The organism is Paraburkholderia largidicola, from assembly GCF_013426895.1.
Classification (GTDB): Bacteria; Pseudomonadota; Gammaproteobacteria; order Burkholderiales; family Burkholderiaceae; genus Paraburkholderia; species Paraburkholderia largidicola.
On record NZ_AP023174.1, the window covers coordinates 2,188,988 to 2,206,807 of the forward strand.

Consider the following 17,820-nt stretch of genomic DNA (forward strand, 5'->3'; position numbering starts at 1 on the left):
GCAAGTTTTATGCTTGCGTAACAGTGTTTGCGGCACTGCAGAAGAATACTTTAGGCGCTTATCGGAAGCGCTGCAGCGAAACGCGCAACGCCAATGTAAAAAGCCGCCCGAGGGCGGCTTTTTACTGAGACTTTCGCGAGACTTCGCGCGATCAGTCGACGGCTGCTTCGCGGCTTGCGCGGCGGCGCTCGTGCTCCTTCAGATGGCGCTTGCGCAGACGGATGCTTTGCGGCGTCACTTCGACGAGTTCGTCTTCATCGATGAATTCGACCGCGTATTCGAGCGACATCTGGATTGCCGGCACGAGGCGCACGGCTTCGTCGGTGCCCGACGCACGCACGTTGGTCAGCTGCTTGCCCTTGATCGGGTTCACGACGAGGTCGTTGTCGCGGCTGTGAATGCCGATGATCATGCCTTCGTACAGCGCGTCGCCCGGCTTCACGAACATGCGGCCGCGATCCTGCAGCTTCCACAGCGCGTAGGCAACGGCCGCGCCGTCGTCCTGCGAGATCAGCACGCCGTTGCGGCGCTCGCCGAGCGAACCGTCCTTGACGGGCGCGTATTCGTCGAACACGTGGCTCATCAGGCCCGTGCCGCGCGTGAGCGTCAGGAATTCGCCCTGGAAGCCGATCAGGCCACGCGCCGGAATGCGGTACTCGAGACGCGTACGGCCACGGCCGTCCGACGCCATGTCGAGCATTTCGCCCTTGCGGCGGCCCAGCTCTTCCATCACGCCGCCCTGGTGCGAGTCTTCGAGGTCGACCGTCAGCAGTTCGTACGGCTCGTGCTTCACGCCGTCGATTTCATGCAGCACGACGCGCGGACGCGACACGGCCATCTCGTAGCCTTCGCGGCGCATGTTTTCGATCAGGATGGTCAGGTGCAGTTCGCCGCGGCCCGACACTTCGAACACGGTTTCGTCGCCGGTGTCTTTCACGCGCAGCGCGACGTTGTGGTTCAGTTCCTTCATCAGACGGTCGCGGATCTGGCGGCTCGTGACGAACTTGCCTTCCTTGCCTGCGAGCGGCGACGAATTCACGAGGAAGTTCATCGTCAGCGTGGGTTCGTCGACGGTGATCATCGGCAGCGCTTCGGGCGCTTCCGGCGCGCAGATGGTCGCACCGATGCCGACTTCTTCGATACCGTTGATCAGCACGATGTCGCCGGCTTCGGCTTCGGCGACCTGCACGCGCTCGAGGCCTTCGAACGACAGCACCTGGTTGATCTTGCGGTTCAGGATCTCGCCTTCCGGGCCGAAGCGGATCACGACCTGCTGACCCGGCTTGATACGGCCACGCGTGATGCGGCCCACGCCGATACGGCCAACGTACGTCGAGTAATCCAGCGACGTGATCTGCAGCTGCAGCGGACCGTCCGGATCGGCCGGGCGAACCGGCACGTGCTCGAGAATCGCTTCGAACAGCGGGCGCATCGTGCCTTCGCGGATGCTCGGATCGAGACCGGCGTAGCCATTCAGGCCCGACGCGTAGACGATCGGGAAGTCGAGCTGGTCTTCGGATGCACCGAGCTTGTCGAACAGGTCGAACGTCTGGTTGATCACCCAGTCGATACGCGCGCCCGGACGGTCGATCTTGTTGATCACGACGATCGGCTTCAGACCCAGCGCGAGCGCCTTCTTGGTCACGAAGCGGGTTTGCGGCATCGGACCTTCGACGGCGTCGACGAGCAGCAGCACGGAATCGACCATCGACAGCACGCGCTCCACTTCGCCGCCGAAGTCGGCGTGGCCCGGGGTGTCGACGATGTTGATGTGCGTGCCTTCGTATTCGACTGCGCAGTTCTTGGCGAGAATGGTGATGCCACGCTCTTTTTCGATGTCGTTCGAATCCATCACGCGTTCAGCGATCTGCTGGTTTTCGCGGAAGGTGCCGGATTGACGGAGCAGCTGGTCGACGAGCGTGGTCTTGCCGTGGTCGACGTGAGCGATGATGGCGATATTGCGGAGAGCGCGGGACATAGGAACCTGGAGACGCTGGGATACGAATGGAGTGCGCCACCTGCCCAGCCACCTTCGCCAAGCCCAAAGCGCACTTTTGGGAACCAATAATTGTAGCACGTACGGGTGACTCTTTTCTGGTATTCCCTGATAGCGCCCCCCGCCGTCTCGATAAAGCGACACGCAACACGTCCTTCCCAGCCGCCTCGCACTCTCCTTCCACGCGAGAAAGATCCTTGCCTAAGCTGTAATAACGCTTGCCGTGTCAATTATTCGTCTCTACAATCCTGCATAGTCAACCATTGCATTCGCACGAGAATCATGACCGAACCGTCCCACACGCCATCGCCCGAAGTCAGCGAATACCAGCTGGGCGAAAGCGTCGGCTATCTGATTTCCCGCGTGAAGTCGACGATGTCTAACCTCGTGACGCAACGCACGATGGCCGAACTCGGCATCACCAGCCAGCAGGCCAGCGTGCTGTTCATGGTCGCCAGCGGCAAATGCCTGCTCGCCGCCGAACTCGCGCGGGAATACGGCATCGACGCCAGCGCGGTGACGCGCCTGATCGATCGCCTCGAAAAACGCGGCTTGCTGACGCGGGTGCGCAGCGCGGAAGACCGGCGCGCGGTGCGCCTTGCACTGACGGCCGAAGGTCACGCGATCGCCGCGCGCATGCCGGCCGTCTTCACCAGCGTGACCGATAAGCTGCTGTCCGGCTTTTCGCCTGAGGAAACGGGATTCCTCAAGAGTCTGCTGAGACGCGTGCTCGCGAACAGCTGTGAAGCGGCCAGCGAAACCCGTGACTCGGCAAGTAATACCGATAACAAATCGTAAGAAATTAGTTGCATCGTCCATTATAGAAAAATGCCATTACACGCAAAGAGTCGAGCGATGAAATTCCTTTCCAGGCCCGCGCCCGCTTCATCGGGCCGCGCGGCCGTCGCCGCGGCCGTGGCGGCGTTCGCCCTCGCCGGCTGCGCGAACTACTTCGATCTTAAGGACGACAAGCAGATTGCGTCGACCTCGCAGTTCGAAGCCTCGCAAAGCCTGCCAGCCGAAGGCGGCCAGTGGCCGGCGCTCGACTGGGCCAACCAGTTCGGCGACCCGCAATTGCCGAAGCTGATCGCGGAAGCGCTCGAAGGCAATCCGTCGATCGCGCAGGCGCAGGCGCGCATCGCGAAGGCTTCGTCCTATATCGAATCGTCGAAGTCGGCGCTTTATCCGAAGGTCGAAGGCAGCTACTCGTGGACCCGCGAGCTGTATTCCGCCAATGCACTATTCCCGCCGCCTTACGGTGGCACCTGGTACAGCGAAAACAACGTGCTCGCCAGCGCTTCCTGGGATCTCGACCTGTGGGGTAAGAACCGTCAGCGGCTCGGCCAGGCCGTGTCGCAGGAAAAAGCTGCCGAAGCGGACATGCAGCAGGCGCGTGTGACGCTCGCCTCGTCGGTCGCGCGCACGTACAACTCGCTCGCGCAGCTGTATGCGCTGCGCGATATCGCCGAACGCGAGATCAAGAACCGCCAGACCATCGGCGTCATCGCAAACGACCGCGTGAAAGCCGGCCTCGACACGAACGTCGAGCGTCAGACGGCCAACGGCAACATTGCGACGAGCCAGTCGAACCTCACCGAACTCGACGGCCAGATCACGACCACGCGGTACGAACTCGGCGCGCTGCTCGGCAAAGGCCCGGACCGCGGCCTGCAGATCGCCAAGCCGACGTTCAATCCGGGCGGCGTCGTCACGCTGCCCGACAACGTGCCTGCCGATCTGATCTCGCGCCGCCCGGACATCGTCGCCGCCCGCTGGCAGGTCGAAGCCGCGATGCACGACGTCAAGGAAGCCAAGGCCGAGTTTTTCCCGGACGTGAACCTCGCGGCCGGCTTTGGTTTCGATGCATTCGGCTGGGGCAAATTCCTGACGTCGTCGAGCCGCCAGATCCAGTTCGGCCCGGCAATTCACTTGCCCATCTTCGATGCCGGCGCGCTGCGCTCGCAACTGAAAGGCCGCTTTGCCGACTTCGATCTCGACATCGCGAACTACAACCAGACGCTCATCAACGCGCTCTCGGACGTGGCCACGCAGATTTCATCGATCCGTTCGCTCGACCACCAGCAAGGCGACGCGCAGCGCGCGCTCGACGCGTCGACGAAAGCGTACGAACTCGCCGTGATCCGCTACAAGGCGGGGCTCTCGCCGCAGTTGCAGGTGCTGACGGCCGACCAGAACCGCCTCTCCGCCGAACAGACGGTGACGAACCTGAAGATGCGCCGCCGCGATCTGCAGATCGCGCTGATCAAGGCGCTGGGCGGCGGTTTCGACGCGACGCAGACGGGCCTCATCGTGCCGACTGACGCGCCCGCGTCGTCGACCTCGACGGCCCATGCGGCCAACTGAGCGCGCAACAGCCCGGGCAAAAGCACAAGCACAAGCACACGCACACCCGATTGCGATCCGAATAAACGATACAGACTGACAGAATCCGGAGCATATCCATGAGCACGCCCCAACAACCCGCGAACGCGCAGCCGGCCAGCAACGGCAAACGCAAGCGCATGATGACGCTGCTCGTCATCGTGATCCTGATTGCCGCGATTGCGTACGGCCTCTACTACTTCCTCGTTGCGCGCTTCCACGAAGAGACCGACGACGCGTACGTGAACGGCAACGTCGTGCAAATCACGCCGCAAGTGACGGGCACGGTCGTCGCTGTGAACGCGGACGATACGCAGACCGTCAAGGTCGGCGATCCGATCGTCATGCTCGATCCCGCCGATTCACGCATCGCGCTGCAATCGGCGGAAGCGAATCTCGGCCAGGTCGTGCGCCAGGTGCGCGGCCTCTACGCCGACGACAGCCAGTACCAGGCGCAAGTCGCCGTGCGCCAGGCGGACCTGTCGCGCGCACAGGACGATTTGAAGCGCCGCATGCAGGTTGCCCAGACGGGCGCCGTGTCGCAGGAAGAAATCTCGCACGCGCGCGACGCCGTCAAGAGCGCGCAAGCCGCGCTCGACGCGTCGCAGCAGCAGCTCGCGTCCAACCGCGCGCTGACGGCGAACACGACGATCGCGAGCCACCCGAACGTGCAGGCCGCGGCCGCGAAGGTCCGCGACGCGTATCTGAACTTCGCGCGCAACACGCTGCCCGCGCCCGTCACCGGTTATGTCGCGAAGCGCTCGGTGCAGGTCGGCCAGCGTGTCGCGCCGGGCAATCCGCTGATGGCGATCGTGCCGCTGAACGCCGTGTGGGTCGACGCGAACTTCAAGGAAGTGCAGCTCAAGCACATGCGCATCGGTCAGCCTGTCGAACTGACGGCGGACGTGTATGGCTCCTCGGTGAAGTATCAGGGCAAGGTGGTCGGTTTCTCGGCGGGTACGGGCTCGGCGTTCTCGCTGCTGCCCGCGCAGAACGCGACGGGTAACTGGATCAAGGTCGTGCAGCGTCTGCCCGTGCGTATCGCCCTCGATCCGCAGCAACTGGAAAAGCATCCGCTGCGTATCGGCCTGTCGATGCAGGTCGAGGTGAGCATCAAGGACGACACGGGCGGCGAGCTCGGCAACGCGGTGAACACCGTGTATCAGACCAACGTGTTCGACAAGTACGGCGATCAGGCCGACGCGGAAATCGCCCGCATCATCACTGAAAATGCCGGCCCGAATGCAGGTCAGCCGCAGAAGTCGACGAGCGGCTCGAAGGCCGCGGCCAAGCTGATGTAAGCGGCACGCATCTGCCACACATCTGCATCAGAACAAGGTTCGAACAATAGATGGCTCAGTCTCAAGCGCAACTCCCTCATCCGCCGCTCGAGGGCGCGCAACTGGTGATCGGCACCATCGCGGTGTCGCTCGCCGTTTTCATGAACGTGCTGGACACGTCGATTGCGAACGTGTCGATTCCGTCGATCTCCGGCGACCTTGGTGTGTCGTCGGACCAGGGCACGTGGGTGATCACGTCGTTCGCGGTGGCCAACGCGATCTCCGTGCCGCTCACCGGCTGGCTCACCGACCGCATCGGCCAGGTGCGCCTGTTCATGGCGTCGATCGTGCTGTTCGTGATCTCGTCGTGGATGTGCGGGCTCTCGCCGAACCTGCCGTTCCTGCTCGCTTCGCGCGTGCTGCAGGGCGCGGTGGCCGGCCCGATGATTCCGCTGTCGCAAACGCTGCTGCTCGCGAGTTATCCACGCGCGAAGGCGCCGATGGCGCTGTCGATGTGGGCGATGACGACGCTGATCGCGCCTGTTGCCGGTCCGATTCTGGGCGGCTGGATTTCGGACAACATCTCGTGGCCGTGGATTTTCTACGTGAACATCCCGGTCGGGATCATCGCGGCGCTCGCCACATGGGCGATCTTCCGCAACCGCGACTCCGTCATTAAGAAAGCGCCGATCGATATGGTCGGTCTCGTACTGCTGATCACGTGGGTCGGCTCGTTGCAGGTGATGCTCGACAAGGGCAAGGATCTCGACTGGTTCTCATCGACGACGGTCGTGGTGCTCGCGCTGACGGCTGTGATCGCGCTGGCGTTTTTTATCGTGTGGGAGCTGACGGACAAGCATCCTGTCGTCGACCTGTCGCTGTTCAAGCTGCGCAATTTCACGGGCGGCACAGTGGCGCTCGCGATCGGCTATGGACTGTACTTCGGCAATCTCGTGCTGCTGCCGCTCTGGCTGCAAACCGACATCGGCTACACGGCGACGGACGCCGGGCTCGTGATGGCGCCTGTCGGCGTGTTCGCGATCATCCTCTCTCCGCTGACGGGGAAGATTTTGCCGCGTACCGATCCGCGCTATATCTCGACGGCGTCGTTTCTGGTGTTCGCGTTGTGCTTCTGGATGCGATCGCGTTATACGACGGGCGTCGATACGTATTCGCTGATGCTGCCGACGTTGATTCAGGGTATCGGCATGGCCGGGTTCTTCATTCCGCTCGTGTCGATTACGTTGTCGGGGTTGCCGGGGAATCGGATTCCGGCGGCGTCGGGGCTGTCGAACTTCGTGCGGATCATGTGTGGTGGGATCGGTACGTCGATCTTCGAGACTGCCTGGGATCATCGATCGATTCTGCATCACGCGCAGCTGACCGAGCATGCGAATGCGTATAACCCGGTGTTCAATCAATCGGTTACGCAGATGGGCGGGATTGGGCTGAGTCAGTCGCAGGCGTATGGGCTTGTTAATTCGATGACGACGCAGCAGGCAGCGCAGCTTGGGGTGAATGATCTGTTCTATATATCGGCGGGGATTTTTGTCGCGCTGATTGCGTTGATCTGGGTGACTAAGCCTGAGCGTGCGGGTGGGGATTCTGCCGCTGCGGCGTCGGCGGCGCATTGAGTTTGGGGGTTGATTTGCCCTTTGGGCGATTGGTCTGGTTTGCTTGTGTTTTCGCTGGCATCCGCGTTTTGTAATTGGTGCTTCACGCGTTGCCCCTGTGCGGGGCGGCACCTACTTTTCTTTGCCGCCGCAAAGAAAAGTAGGCAAAAGAAAGCGGCTCACACCGCCAGCACGTGTTTCTATCCACGGGCCCCCAACGTCCCCACCCTTCACACCACAGTGCCCCCGTTGGTGCTCGTTGCCAACGCTTTGAATGAATGCCTTACCCGCGTCAAGCACCCGTACAACGGCGAGCGGCAGCGAATGGTTGGCGCCGCCCAGGTGGCAAACTGTGTGTAGGCTGTCGTGTCGTATTGGGTAGCGCTCTTACAGGTTGAGGCGCGTACGCTATCGGTCCGAAGTGAGGCGTGTGGAGCGCTTGGGCCGACACACAGTTTGCCACCTGGACGGCCGTGGAATATCTGGCGCGGCAACCTGTAACGCGGGAGCGTGAAGCGGGTGAGGCGCACTGCAAGCGCGCTGGCAACGAACGTGGGTCACCTGGTTGCCGTGTGAAGTGCAAGAACCTGTGGGGGCCCTCAGGCAAACACAAGCACTGGCGGTGTGAGCCGCTTTCTTTTGCCTCGAGTTCTCAAGTTTGAAGTGCAACACCCCGCCTCATATAAGGTGTTGCTATGGAAAAACGATACCAACAACTCCAGCCTGAAGAGCGGCTGACGATTGCCAGCCAGCATCTGCAGGGTTCAAGCATACGGGCCATGGCCCGTATGCTTGGGCGCTCACCTGCAACGGTGAGTCGCGAACTGGCTCGCAACTGCGGGCCTGACCGCTATGCTTCGGTGCCGGCCCAGGCGTTAAGCGTGGCGCGACGTGTGGCTGGCCGGCGCCCCGCCAAGCTCGATCCGCAGGGTGTTACATGGCGCATCGTCCTCACGCTGCTGGACTGGAAATGGTCGCCTCAGCAGATATCAGGTACGCTCAAACGTATGCACCCGAATGATTCGTCCCAGCGGGTCTCGCATGAGACCATCTATACGGCTATCTACGCTCGTCCGTATGGGGAACTGCGTCGCCAGCTCGTCGCCTGTCTGCGCCACCATCGCAGCGATCGCATGCCGCGAAGTCGAGGCACAGACCGGCGCGGTCAGATTCCAGATATGGTCAGCATTCATGTGCGCCCACCCGAGGTGGACGACCGCGTGATGCCGGGCCACTGGGAAGGCGACTTCATCAAGGGTGCAAACAATGCCTCTTCCGTGGGCGTGCTGGTCGAACGCTCCAGCCGCCTTGTGCTGCTTGCCCGCATGGACGATGCGACAGCTGCCTCGGCACTCGCGGGCTTCTCCGCCAAACTGAATTCCATCGCTGCGCCGCTGCGACAGAGCTTCACGTACGACCAGGGCAAGGAAATGGCCTGCCACCAGGAGCTCGCGGCCGCGACCGGTGTGAAGGTCTATTTCTGCGACCCTCACAGCCCCTGGCAGCGTGGCACGTGCGAGAACACCAATGGTCTGCTACGCCAGTATCTGCCCAAGGGCACGGATCTCTCGGTCTACAGCCAGGACGACCTTGATGACATCGCTGACAGCCTCAACAGCCGGCCACGTGCCACACACGCTTTCCACTCGCCGTTCGAAGTCTTCGCCACCATGCTTGCACTTGCTTCTCAACCTGATAATTCCGTTCACTAGGCATTGTGTTGCGCTTCACATTTGAAACCGCCCCTACTTTTCTTTGCGGCGGCAAAGAAAAGTAGGTGCCGCCCCGCACAGGGGCAACGCTTGAAGCACCAATAACAAATCGCGGATGCCAGCGCAAAGTCAAACCAAAACCAAACCGCAAAAGCAAAAAACCTAACTCACGATTAACCGCTCAGGCGCCAACACCCCTCACCCACTCTCGCGACGCCGAGCAGCCTGCCCTCGCTGGCATAAACCCGCGTCCGCGTAGCGCAAAGAACACGCTCATCAACAGCAAGATCAGCAAGCCGTAACCGCTGACCATGCAAAAACCGACGAGTCGCCTCAGCATCGAGCTGAACAGACGGAAACGTCGACAGCAGCGCATCAACAGGTTGAAGCCAGGCATCGCGCTCATCCGGCAGCGCATCAGACAACGCATCCAGCGTCACCGAATTAGCGAGCGTCAACGCGCCGACGCCCGTGCGCCGCAGCATCACGAGATGCGCACCACAGCCGAGCGCCTCGCCGATATCCTCGGCCAGCGTACGAACATACGTCCCCTTGCTACACGTCACGCGAAACGTCACATCCGGCAACGCGCACGCGAGAAGTTCGAGCGCATGAATCGTCACCTGACGCCCTTCGCGCTCGACAGTCTGCCCCGCGCGGGCGTACTCGTACAGCGGCTTGCCGTCGCGCTTGAGCGCCGAATACATGGGTGGCACCTGAACGATCTCGCCGCGAAACTGTGCAAGCGCCCCTTCGACAGCGGCCTGATCGCACACGACGTCGCGCGTTTCGACCGCTTCGCCTTCGGCATCGCCCGTCGTCGTGCGAATCCCGAGGCGCATCGTGGCTTCGTATGTCTTGTCCGCTTCGAGCAGATCCTGCGAAAACTTCGTGGCTTCGCCGAAGCAAAGCGGCAAAAGTCCGGAGGCGAGCGGATCGAGCGTGCCCGTGTGGCCCGCCTTCTTCGCGAGATACAGACGCTTTGCGCGAATCAGCGCGTCATTGCTCGACAGACCGACCGGCTTGTCAAGCAGCAACACGCCATCCAGCGCGCGGCGCGGCACCTTGGGACGTTGATTCTGAGTCATATCTGCGCGTGCCTCTACCTGCGATCAGTCGTCTTTCGCGCGCGAAGCATTCGCTTCGTCGATCAAACGCGACATCTCGACCGCGCGCTCGATCGTCTTGTCGTAATGGAAATGCAGCGTCGGCACCGTGTGGATATGCAGGCGCTTGAACAGCAAATTGTGCAGATGACCGGCGGCGTGATTGAGCGCGTCCTGCGTCTGATGCGGATCGCCCGTCAGCGTCGTGAAGTAGACCTTCGCGTGCGCATAGTCAGGCGTCAGTTCGACGCTCTGAAACGTGACGATGCCGATGCGCGGGTCTTTGACCTCGCGGATCAGATCGGACAGATCGCGTTGAATCTGATCGGCGATCTGCACATTGCGATTGGGAGAAGTACGTTTCTTAGGCATGGTGAATCCGTGATTCGAGCTACCGAATAGGCAAAGTGTTCGCGCATTCGGCGGCAGCAAGCCGCGGAGTCCAACGCAAACACCACAAACAATCGATACAAAAACAAAGGGGCGGGACCGGGCTTCAGCGCCCCGCCCCGCCCCTCATGCGCTTGACGCCTGACTTACAGCGTACGCGCGACTTCCGTGACTTCGAAGACTTCGAACTGATCGCCTTCCTGGACGTCGTTGAAGTTCTTCACCGACATACCGCATTCGAAGCCCTGGCGCACTTCCTTGACATCGTCCTTGAAGCGCTTGAGCGAATCGAGCTCGCCCGTGTGAATGACGACGTTGTTGCGCAGCACGCGCACCGACGACGAACGCTTGACCACACCGTCCGTGACCATACAGCCCGCCACCGTACCAACCTTCGGCACCTTGAACACCTGACGGACTTCGACCATACCCGTGACGACTTCGCGCTTCTCCGGCGCCAGCATGCCCGACATCGCCGCCTTCACCTCATCCACTGCGTCATAGATGATGTTGTAGTAACGGATGTCGATGCCGTTGGTTTCCGCCAGCTTGCGCGCCTGCGCATCCGCACGCGTGTTGAAGCCGATGATGACCGCCTTCGATGCCGTTGCCAGGTTGACGTCCGACTCGCTGATGCCACCGACCGCGCTGTGCACGATCTGCACGCGCACTTCGTCGTTCGACAGCTTGAGCAGCGACTGCACCAATGCTTCCTGCGAGCCTTGCACGTCGGCCTTGACGATGAGCGGCAGGTATTGCACTTCGCCTTCGCCCATCTGCTCGAGCATGTTTTCCAGCTTCGCGGCCTGCTGCTTCGCCAGCTTCACGTCGCGGAACTTGCCCTGACGGAACAGTGCAACTTCGCGCGCCTTGCGGTCGTCCGGCATGACGATGACTTCTTCGCCCGCCGCCGGCACTTCCGACAGACCCTGGATTTCAACCGGGATCGACGGACCTGCCGCCTTGGTCGGCTTGCCGGTTTCGTCGAGCATGGCACGCACGCGGCCGTAGGCGCTGCCTGCCAGCACGACGTCGCCGCGGTTCAGCGTCCCCGACTGGACGAGGATCGTTGCAACCGGACCCTTACCCTTGTCGAGCTTCGCTTCGATCACAAGGCCCTTGGCCGGTGCATCGACAGGTGCCTTCAGTTCCAGCACTTCCGCCTGAAGCAGCACGTTTTCTAGCAGATCGTCGATACCCGCGCCCGTCTTGGCCGATACCGACACGAACGGCGAATCGCCACCGTATTCTTCCGGCACGACGCCTTCCGCGACGAGTTCCTGCTTCACGCGGTCCGGATTCGCGTCCGGCTTGTCGATCTTGTTGATCGCAACGACGAGCGGTACGCCGCCAGCCTTCGCGTGTGAGATCGCTTCTTTCGTCTGCGGCATCACGCCGTCATCCGCTGCGACGACGAGAATCACGATGTCGGTTGCCTTCGCACCACGCGCACGCATTGCCGTGAACGCTTCGTGACCCGGCGTATCGAGGAACGTGATGACGCCGCGCGGCGTTTCGACGTGATACGCGCCGATGTGCTGCGTAATGCCGCCCGCTTCGCCAGCCGCAACCTTCGCGCGACGGATGTAGTCGAGCAGCGAGGTCTTGCCGTGGTCGACGTGACCCATGACCGTGACGACGGGAGGACGCGGCAGCAAAGGTGCGTCGGAGATTTCGCCTTCGACCAGCATCGCTTCCGGATCGTCCAGCTTCGCCGCGACGGCATGGTGGCCCAGTTCTTCGACGACGATCATCGCCGTTTCCTGGTCCAGCATCTGGTTGATCGTGACCATCTGGCCAAGCTTCATCATCACCTTGATGACTTCCGAAGCCTTCACCGACATCTTGTGCGCGAGGTCGGCCACCGTGATGGTTTCCGGCACGTGCACTTCACGCACGATCGGCTCGGTCGGTGCCTGGAAGGTCGTGGCTTCCTGATGCTTGCCACGGCCCTTCGGACCGCCGCGCCAGCCGCGATCGACGCCGCCGCTCGTGTCGCCGCGCGTCTTGATGCCGCGGCGCTTCGCTGCGTCGTCCTGCCAGCCGCCCTTGCCGCCGGCCTTCTTCTTGTCGCCGCCGGGACCTGCCGGTTGCGCAGTCGCTGCCGGTTGCGCCGTTGCGGGCGCAGGCTTCTTCGCGGCGGGACGCGCGGACGCTTCGCCAGCCGGACGCGCCGGCTTGTGCAGCGTGCCCTTCGCTTCGGCGGGCTTGGCCGGCTCGGCGGGCTTCGGTGCCGGTTCCGGCGCCTTGACCTGCGCCTTGCGCGGCGTGTTCATCATTTCGCGGATCGCGCGTGCTTCGGCTTCGGCCTTGGCGCGGCGCTTCGCGACTTCTTCCTGTTCGAGGCGCGTCTTCTCGGCCTGTTCGCGTGCAGCGTCTTCGGCCTTCTTCGCCGCTTCACGCTGCGCGGCGCGTTCTGCCGCTGCGCGCTCTTCGTCCTGCGACGACGCACGCTCCTGCTCGGCCTGCTCGCGAGCTGCCGCTTCGGCCACCGCCGCTGCGCGCTTCTTCGCCGCTTCCTCTTCGGCGCGACGACGCTCTGCTTCGGCTGCCTGTTCGCGTGCCTGACGCTCGGCTTCTTCAGCCTCGAGACGCTCTTGGCGCTCCTTCAGCTCCTGAGCCTGCTTCTCGAGCAGTTCCGCCTCATGACGCGCTTCTTCCTCGCGACGCTGAAGTTCGAGATCTTCCGCTGCGACCACATTGTTCGATGCTTCCGCGCCTTGCTCGACGGCTTCGTCACGGCGGACGAACGTGCGCTTCTTGCGCACCTCGACCTGAATGGTACGAGCTTTACCCGTCGCGTCGGACTGCTTGATCTCCGACGTATGCCGCTTGGTCAGCGTGATCTTGCGCTTGTCGGCATCGTTCGAGCCGTGTGACTTGCGCAAGTGGTCAAGCAGACGCGCCTTGTCCGTTTCGGACAAGGCATCGTCCTCACTCGCTTTCTGAACACCTGCCGCATGCAGCTGCTCGAGCAGCACGCCTGCAGGCATCTTCAGTTCCGCGGCAAATTGGGCTACGTTGTTACTCGCCATTCATTCCTCTTAATGCAAGGACCAATTCCTTGCGGTTAGCATCGGGTCATGCAGCCTTACGGCCGCGATCAGGTCAGTGGTTCATGGTCTTGGATCTCATTGAAACCAGTGTTCACGGGCCTTCATAATCAACGCCTTGGCGGCGTCTTCATTCATGCCGGTCATCTCGACCAGCTCGTCGACAGCCAGTTCCGCCAGCTCGTCGCGCGTCTGGATCTGGTGTTCGGCCAGCTTTGCGAGCAGCTCGGCGTCCATTCCGTCGAGGCTCTTCAGGTCGAGCGCAACGCCTTCGACCTTCTCCTCGTTCGCAATCGCCATCGTCAGCAGTGCGTCACGCGCGCGGTTACGCAGCTCGTGAACCGTGTCTTCGTCGAATGCTTCGATTTCGAGCATCTCGTTGAGCGGCACGTAAGCGATCTCTTCGAGACTCGTGAAACCTTCGTCGATCAGGATGTCGGCGACTTCTTCGTCGACATCGAGACGCGCCATGAACAGGTCGCGCAGTACGCTGCGTTCCTGGTTCTGCTTTTGCGCAGACTCGTCCGGCGTCATGATGTTGATCTGCCAGCCGGTCAGTTCGCTGGCAAGACGCACGTTCTGGCCGCTGCGGCCGATAGCGACGGCCAGTTCGTTTTCGTCGACGACGACGTCCATCGAATGCTTTTCTTCATCGACGACGATCGACTGGACGGCTGCCGGCGCGAGCGCGCCGATCACAAACTGGGCGGGATCTTCCGACCATAGCACGATGTCGACGTTTTCGCCACCGAGCTCGTTACGCACAGCCTGCACACGCGAGCCGCGAATGCCGACGCAGGTGCCGATCGGATCGATGCGCTTGTCGTACGCGACCACGCCAATCTTTGCACGCACGCCCGGATCGCGCGCAGCCGCCTTGATTTCCAGCAGGCCCTGCTCGATTTCCGGCACTTCCATTTCGAAGAGCTTCATCAGGAACTCGGGCGCCGTGCGCGACAGTTCGATCTGCGGACCGCGCGCGGTGCGATCAACCTTGCCGATGTATGCGCGAACGCGGTCGCCGACGCGCAGGTTTTCCTTCGGAATCAGCTGGTCGCGGCGCAGGAGCGCTTCGACACGGCCCGATTCGACGATGAAGTTGCCCTTGTCGAGACGCTTGACGGTGCCCGTCATGATGCTTTCGCCGCGCTCGAGGAAGTCGTTCAGGATCTGCTCGCGTTCCGCGTCGCGCACCTTCTGCAGGATCACCTGCTTGGCAGCCTGCGCGCCGATACGGCCGAATTCGATGGACGGAACGGGTTCTTCCAGGAAGTCGTCGATCTGTGCGTCGGCCTTCTGCTCGCGCGCTTCGAACAGCAGGATTTCCTGATCCGGCTCCTGCAGCCCTGCCTCGTCGGGCACGACTTTCCAGCGACGGAACGTCTCGTGCTCGCCGCTTTCACGGTCGATATGAACGCGGATGTCCGCGTCTTCGTCGAAGAGTTTCTTGGATGCAGACGCGAGCGCTGCCTCGAGCGCGGCAAACACCACGTCCTTGTCGACATTTTTTTCGCGTGCCAGCGCATCCACCAGCATCAACACTTCGCGACTCATTGTTTGCGGCTCCTAAAGTCAACTTTCGGAACGAGGCGTGCCTTGTCGATATCCGCGAGCGTGAAATCCAGCATCGCGGCGCCTTCCTTCCCTTCAAATTCCAGACCGATCGTTTCGCCTTCGGGAGCATGCAGGATGCCCCGGTACGATTTCCGTCCGTCCAATGGCTTTTTCAATGTGATGACCGCCTCGCTGCCCGCGAAACGTTCGAAGTCCGCCAGTTTTTTCAGCGGACGGTCGAGACCCGGCGACGAAACTTCAAGACGCTCGTAATCGATGTTTTCGACCGTCAGTACGTGCTGGAGCTGACGGGTAACTTTTTCGCAGTCTTCGATCCCGATGCCGGCGGGCTGGTCGATATACACGCACAGCATGCCGCGCCCGGTGCGCTCGAGATCGACGAGCTCATAGCCGAGGCCCACGACCGTGGTTTCAATCAGTTCCGTCAGTTGCACAGTGCCCTCTAAGATGTTCGCGCTGCAACCTTCGCGATACACCCGCGAGCTGCGCGCCAAGCCGGCGCACGTTCGTGCTACCCGAGATGCCGATCCACATAAACTAAGCGGCAAAAAAAAATGGGCGAAACGCCCATCATCTTATTGCCGGTGGTCGCACCTGAGCCGCACATGAAACCGCACGCCCAGTGACTTCGTGATTGTAGCCATTTTTCACGATGAACGCAAACCGCCGACCGGCCACTGAGGCCCATTTGCGGCTGATTCCGTCGCAATCAAGGTACGAAACCGGGTGTTTTACGGCATTTACCGCCGACGCCCTCGCGCACCGCAAACCACCAAAGCAACGCTGCACAACGCAAACCGGGGCGCGAACGCCCCGGTAGTTCAATCATGCATCGCGCCGGACCATCAAGACCGCCCGCAACGATGGCGCGATCAGCGTCCGCGCGACCGGTTGCGCGGCGCGCCGCCGCTGCGATTGCCGCCGCCGGCGTTCGGATTACCGCCCGTGCGATTGCCGCCGCCATTCGAACGGTTGCCACCCGGCGCGCCGTTCGGCGTACGGCCACCGCCGCTGCCGCCGCGCTTCGCATTGGCGCCCGCGGCCGCGCGGTTGCCCGAAGGCGCGCGATTGCCGTCGACGTCGCCGCGACCAGGACCAGGACGGCCACGCCCTTCGCCGCGATTGGGGTTCGCATTGCCGAAGCCGCCGCCAGCGCCAGAATTCAACGCACCGAATGCGCCCGCGCCCTTACCACCGCGCCGGTTCTGGCCGCCCCCGCGAGGCTGCTGCTGATCGAAACGTCCGTGCGACATCAGCACCGGCTCGCGGTTGATGAAGCCCATCGACGTCTGCATCGGATCAGGCTGACGACGCTCCGGCTCGCCGCGACGTCCGCCGCCCTTCTCTTCGGCGGGCGCCTTCAGGCCCACCGACGCCAGCAGGCTGCGCACCTGATTGTCCTCGAGCTCTTCCCAGCGTCCGCGCTTCAGGCCGCGTGGCAACGTGATCGGACCGTGACGCGTGCGGATCAGCCGGCTCACCATCAGGCCGACGGCTTCGAACATCCGGCGCACTTCGCGGTTGCGCCCTTCGGCGAGCGCGACGTGATACCAGTGATTCGTACCCTCGCCGCCGCCATCGCGAATCCGCAGGAAGTTCGCAGGACCATCGTCCAGCTCGACGCCGTGCAACAGCTTCTGCCGATTGCCTTCCGCCAGTTCGCCAACCACGCGTACCGCATATTCACGCTCGACGCTGTAACGCGGATGCATGAAGCGGTTCGCCAGATCGCCCGACGTGGTCAGCATCAACAGGCCTTCCGTGTTGAAGTCGAGGCGGCCGACAGCGAGCCACTTCGCCGTCTTCATCGGCGGCAGCTTGTCGAATACCGACGGACGGCCTTCCGGATCAGCATGGCTGACGATTTCGCCCGTCGGCTTGTGATACAGCAGCACGCGCGGCGGCTTGTTCTGCAGCTTGCGCTTGACGGGCTTGCCGTTGATGCGCACCAGATCGGTCGGCATGATGCGCTGGCCTATGTGCGCCGGCTCGCCGTTGACCGACACGCGGCCGGCGACGATCAGCTCTTCCATCTCGCGGCGCGAGCCCATGCCCGCCTCGGCGAGCACCTTGTGCAGCTTGGGAGCATCGTCGTCCGGCGACAGCACGCGCTTGGGCGCGGCAGGCCGGCCACGGCGCAGCATCGGCGCACGCACGCCGCCTGTTCCCGTGTTGTCGGCATCGAAGGCCGGCGACGTCACCCAGGCGAACAGATCGTCCTGCTTGTCGCCTTCTGCGGCTGCCACAGGCGCCACGTCACCCGCTTCGCCGCCACGGCTCTTGCGCTGACTGCCCTGATTACCTTGCCGCGGAGCTTGCTGGCCGCCCTGCTTGCCGCCCGCGCGGCGACCGCCCTGGCCTTGTCCCTTTGCGGCCGCGTCCTTGCGCGGCATCCGCACTTGCGCGACGACTTCGCCGTCGGGCGGTGCTTCCGTCACGACGGGCGCCGGTTGCGCGGCGGCGTCGGCCGCCTTCGCCTTCGTCCCCGCGCGGCGACGCGCGATCAGGCTGCGCGGACCGCGTCGCAGGCCGCGGCGCGGACGCTCGTCGCCTTCGGCGTCCGGCGCGTGCGCGCCGCGTTCGCTATCGCCCGCGGACGTTTGCGCCGTGCGCGTTTCGTCGGGGCGCGCAGCAGCGACGGCGCGCTCGGATTCGGACGAATCGGTGTCGTGGATGTCTGTCAAAACAACCTCAAAATGTCAGGTCGCGCGCC

The 17,820-nt window shown here is 62.7% G+C and carries 11 protein-coding genes and 1 pseudogene; 5 read left to right on the top strand and 7 right to left on the bottom strand.

Going from position 1 to position 17,820, the window contains the following annotated elements; genetic code table 11:
- Positions 1-151: 151 nt before the first annotated feature.
- A complete protein-coding gene (typA, locus tag PPGU16_RS09880; protein ID WP_180719832.1) occupies positions 152-1,978 on the bottom strand; it encodes a translational GTPase TypA in 1,827 nt (608 codons plus the stop codon).
- A gap of 300 nt (positions 1,979-2,278) precedes the next feature.
- Between typA and PPGU16_RS09885 the strand changes: the two genes are divergently transcribed.
- The 5 genes from PPGU16_RS09885 (at position 2,279) to PPGU16_RS09905 (ending at position 8,983) form a co-directional block, all read left to right on the top strand.
- Complete coding sequence (locus PPGU16_RS09885) at positions 2,279-2,794, top strand: MarR family winged helix-turn-helix transcriptional regulator (RefSeq protein ID WP_180719833.1); 516 nt, start codon at positions 2,279-2,281, stop codon at positions 2,792-2,794.
- A 57-nt stretch (positions 2,795-2,851) separates the two neighbouring features.
- The gene (locus PPGU16_RS09890) at positions 2,852-4,360 is read left to right on the top strand and encodes an efflux transporter outer membrane subunit (RefSeq protein WP_180719834.1); all 1,509 of its coding nucleotides are present in this window, start codon (positions 2,852-2,854) and stop codon (positions 4,358-4,360) included.
- Between the two features lie 98 nt (positions 4,361-4,458).
- A complete protein-coding gene (locus PPGU16_RS09895; RefSeq protein ID WP_180719835.1) occupies positions 4,459-5,679 on the top strand; it encodes an EmrA/EmrK family multidrug efflux transporter periplasmic adaptor subunit in 1,221 nt (406 codons plus the stop codon).
- A 50-nt stretch (positions 5,680-5,729) separates the two neighbouring features.
- Positions 5,730-7,292 (top strand): DHA2 family efflux MFS transporter permease subunit, encoded by a 1,563-nt coding sequence (locus tag PPGU16_RS09900; protein ID WP_180719836.1) that lies wholly within the window; start codon positions 5,730-5,732, stop codon positions 7,290-7,292.
- A 674-nt stretch (positions 7,293-7,966) separates the two neighbouring features.
- Positions 7,967-8,983 carry an IS30 family transposase gene (locus tag PPGU16_RS09905; protein WP_180719837.1) on the top strand — a complete coding sequence of 339 codons (1,017 nt, stop codon included), beginning with the start codon at positions 7,967-7,969 and terminating at the stop codon, positions 8,981-8,983.
- A 162-nt stretch (positions 8,984-9,145) separates the two neighbouring features.
- On the opposite strand, the pseudogene truB reads toward PPGU16_RS09905, so the two are convergent.
- The 6 genes and pseudogenes from truB to rluB form a co-directional block, all read right to left on the bottom strand.
- Positions 9,146-10,071: pseudogene (truB, locus tag PPGU16_RS09910) on the bottom strand (tRNA pseudouridine(55) synthase TruB).
- A 24-nt stretch (positions 10,072-10,095) separates the two neighbouring features.
- Positions 10,096-10,461 (bottom strand): 30S ribosome-binding factor RbfA, encoded by a 366-nt coding sequence (gene rbfA, locus PPGU16_RS09915; protein WP_036005647.1) that lies wholly within the window; start codon positions 10,459-10,461, stop codon positions 10,096-10,098.
- Between the two features lie 164 nt (positions 10,462-10,625).
- Positions 10,626-13,514: a translation initiation factor IF-2 gene (gene infB / locus PPGU16_RS09920; RefSeq protein WP_180719838.1), complete on the bottom strand. Its 2,889-nt coding sequence runs from the start codon at positions 13,512-13,514 to the stop codon at positions 10,626-10,628.
- A gap of 96 nt (positions 13,515-13,610) precedes the next feature.
- Positions 13,611-15,086, bottom strand: coding sequence for a transcription termination factor NusA (gene nusA / locus PPGU16_RS09925; protein WP_180719839.1), 1,476 nt, complete (start codon positions 15,084-15,086; stop codon positions 13,611-13,613).
- Positions 15,083-15,541: a ribosome maturation factor RimP gene (gene rimP, locus PPGU16_RS09930; protein ID WP_036004653.1), complete on the bottom strand. Its 459-nt coding sequence runs from the start codon at positions 15,539-15,541 to the stop codon at positions 15,083-15,085. Before rimP ends, nusA begins: the two co-directional genes overlap by 4 nt.
- 438 nt (positions 15,542-15,979) lie before the next feature.
- The gene (gene rluB / locus PPGU16_RS09935; RefSeq protein ID WP_180719840.1) at positions 15,980-17,791 is read right to left on the bottom strand and encodes a 23S rRNA pseudouridine(2605) synthase RluB; all 1,812 of its coding nucleotides are present in this window, start codon (positions 17,789-17,791) and stop codon (positions 15,980-15,982) included.
- Between the last annotated feature and the right edge of the window lie 29 nt (positions 17,792-17,820).

What these genes read in the sequence shown, in the direction of transcription:
- typA (WP_180719832.1), bottom strand. Translation starts at nt 1,978, where the DNA reads ATGTCCCGCGCTCTCCGCAATATCGCCATCATCGCTCACGTCGACCAC.
- PPGU16_RS09885 (WP_180719833.1), top strand. Translation starts at nt 2,279, where the DNA reads ATGACCGAACCGTCCCACACGCCATCGCCCGAAGTCAGCGAATACCAG.
- PPGU16_RS09890 (WP_180719834.1), top strand. Translation starts at nt 2,852, where the DNA reads ATGAAATTCCTTTCCAGGCCCGCGCCCGCTTCATCGGGCCGCGCGGCC.
- PPGU16_RS09895 (WP_180719835.1), top strand. Translation starts at nt 4,459, where the DNA reads ATGAGCACGCCCCAACAACCCGCGAACGCGCAGCCGGCCAGCAACGGC.
- PPGU16_RS09900 (WP_180719836.1), top strand. Translation starts at nt 5,730, where the DNA reads ATGGCTCAGTCTCAAGCGCAACTCCCTCATCCGCCGCTCGAGGGCGCG.
- PPGU16_RS09905 (WP_180719837.1), top strand. Translation starts at nt 7,967, where the DNA reads ATGGAAAAACGATACCAACAACTCCAGCCTGAAGAGCGGCTGACGATT.
- rbfA (WP_036005647.1), bottom strand. Translation starts at nt 10,461, where the DNA reads ATGCCTAAGAAACGTACTTCTCCCAATCGCAATGTGCAGATCGCCGAT.
- infB (WP_180719838.1), bottom strand. Translation starts at nt 13,514, where the DNA reads ATGGCGAGTAACAACGTAGCCCAATTTGCCGCGGAACTGAAGATGCCT.
- nusA (WP_180719839.1), bottom strand. Translation starts at nt 15,086, where the DNA reads ATGAGTCGCGAAGTGTTGATGCTGGTGGATGCGCTGGCACGCGAAAAA.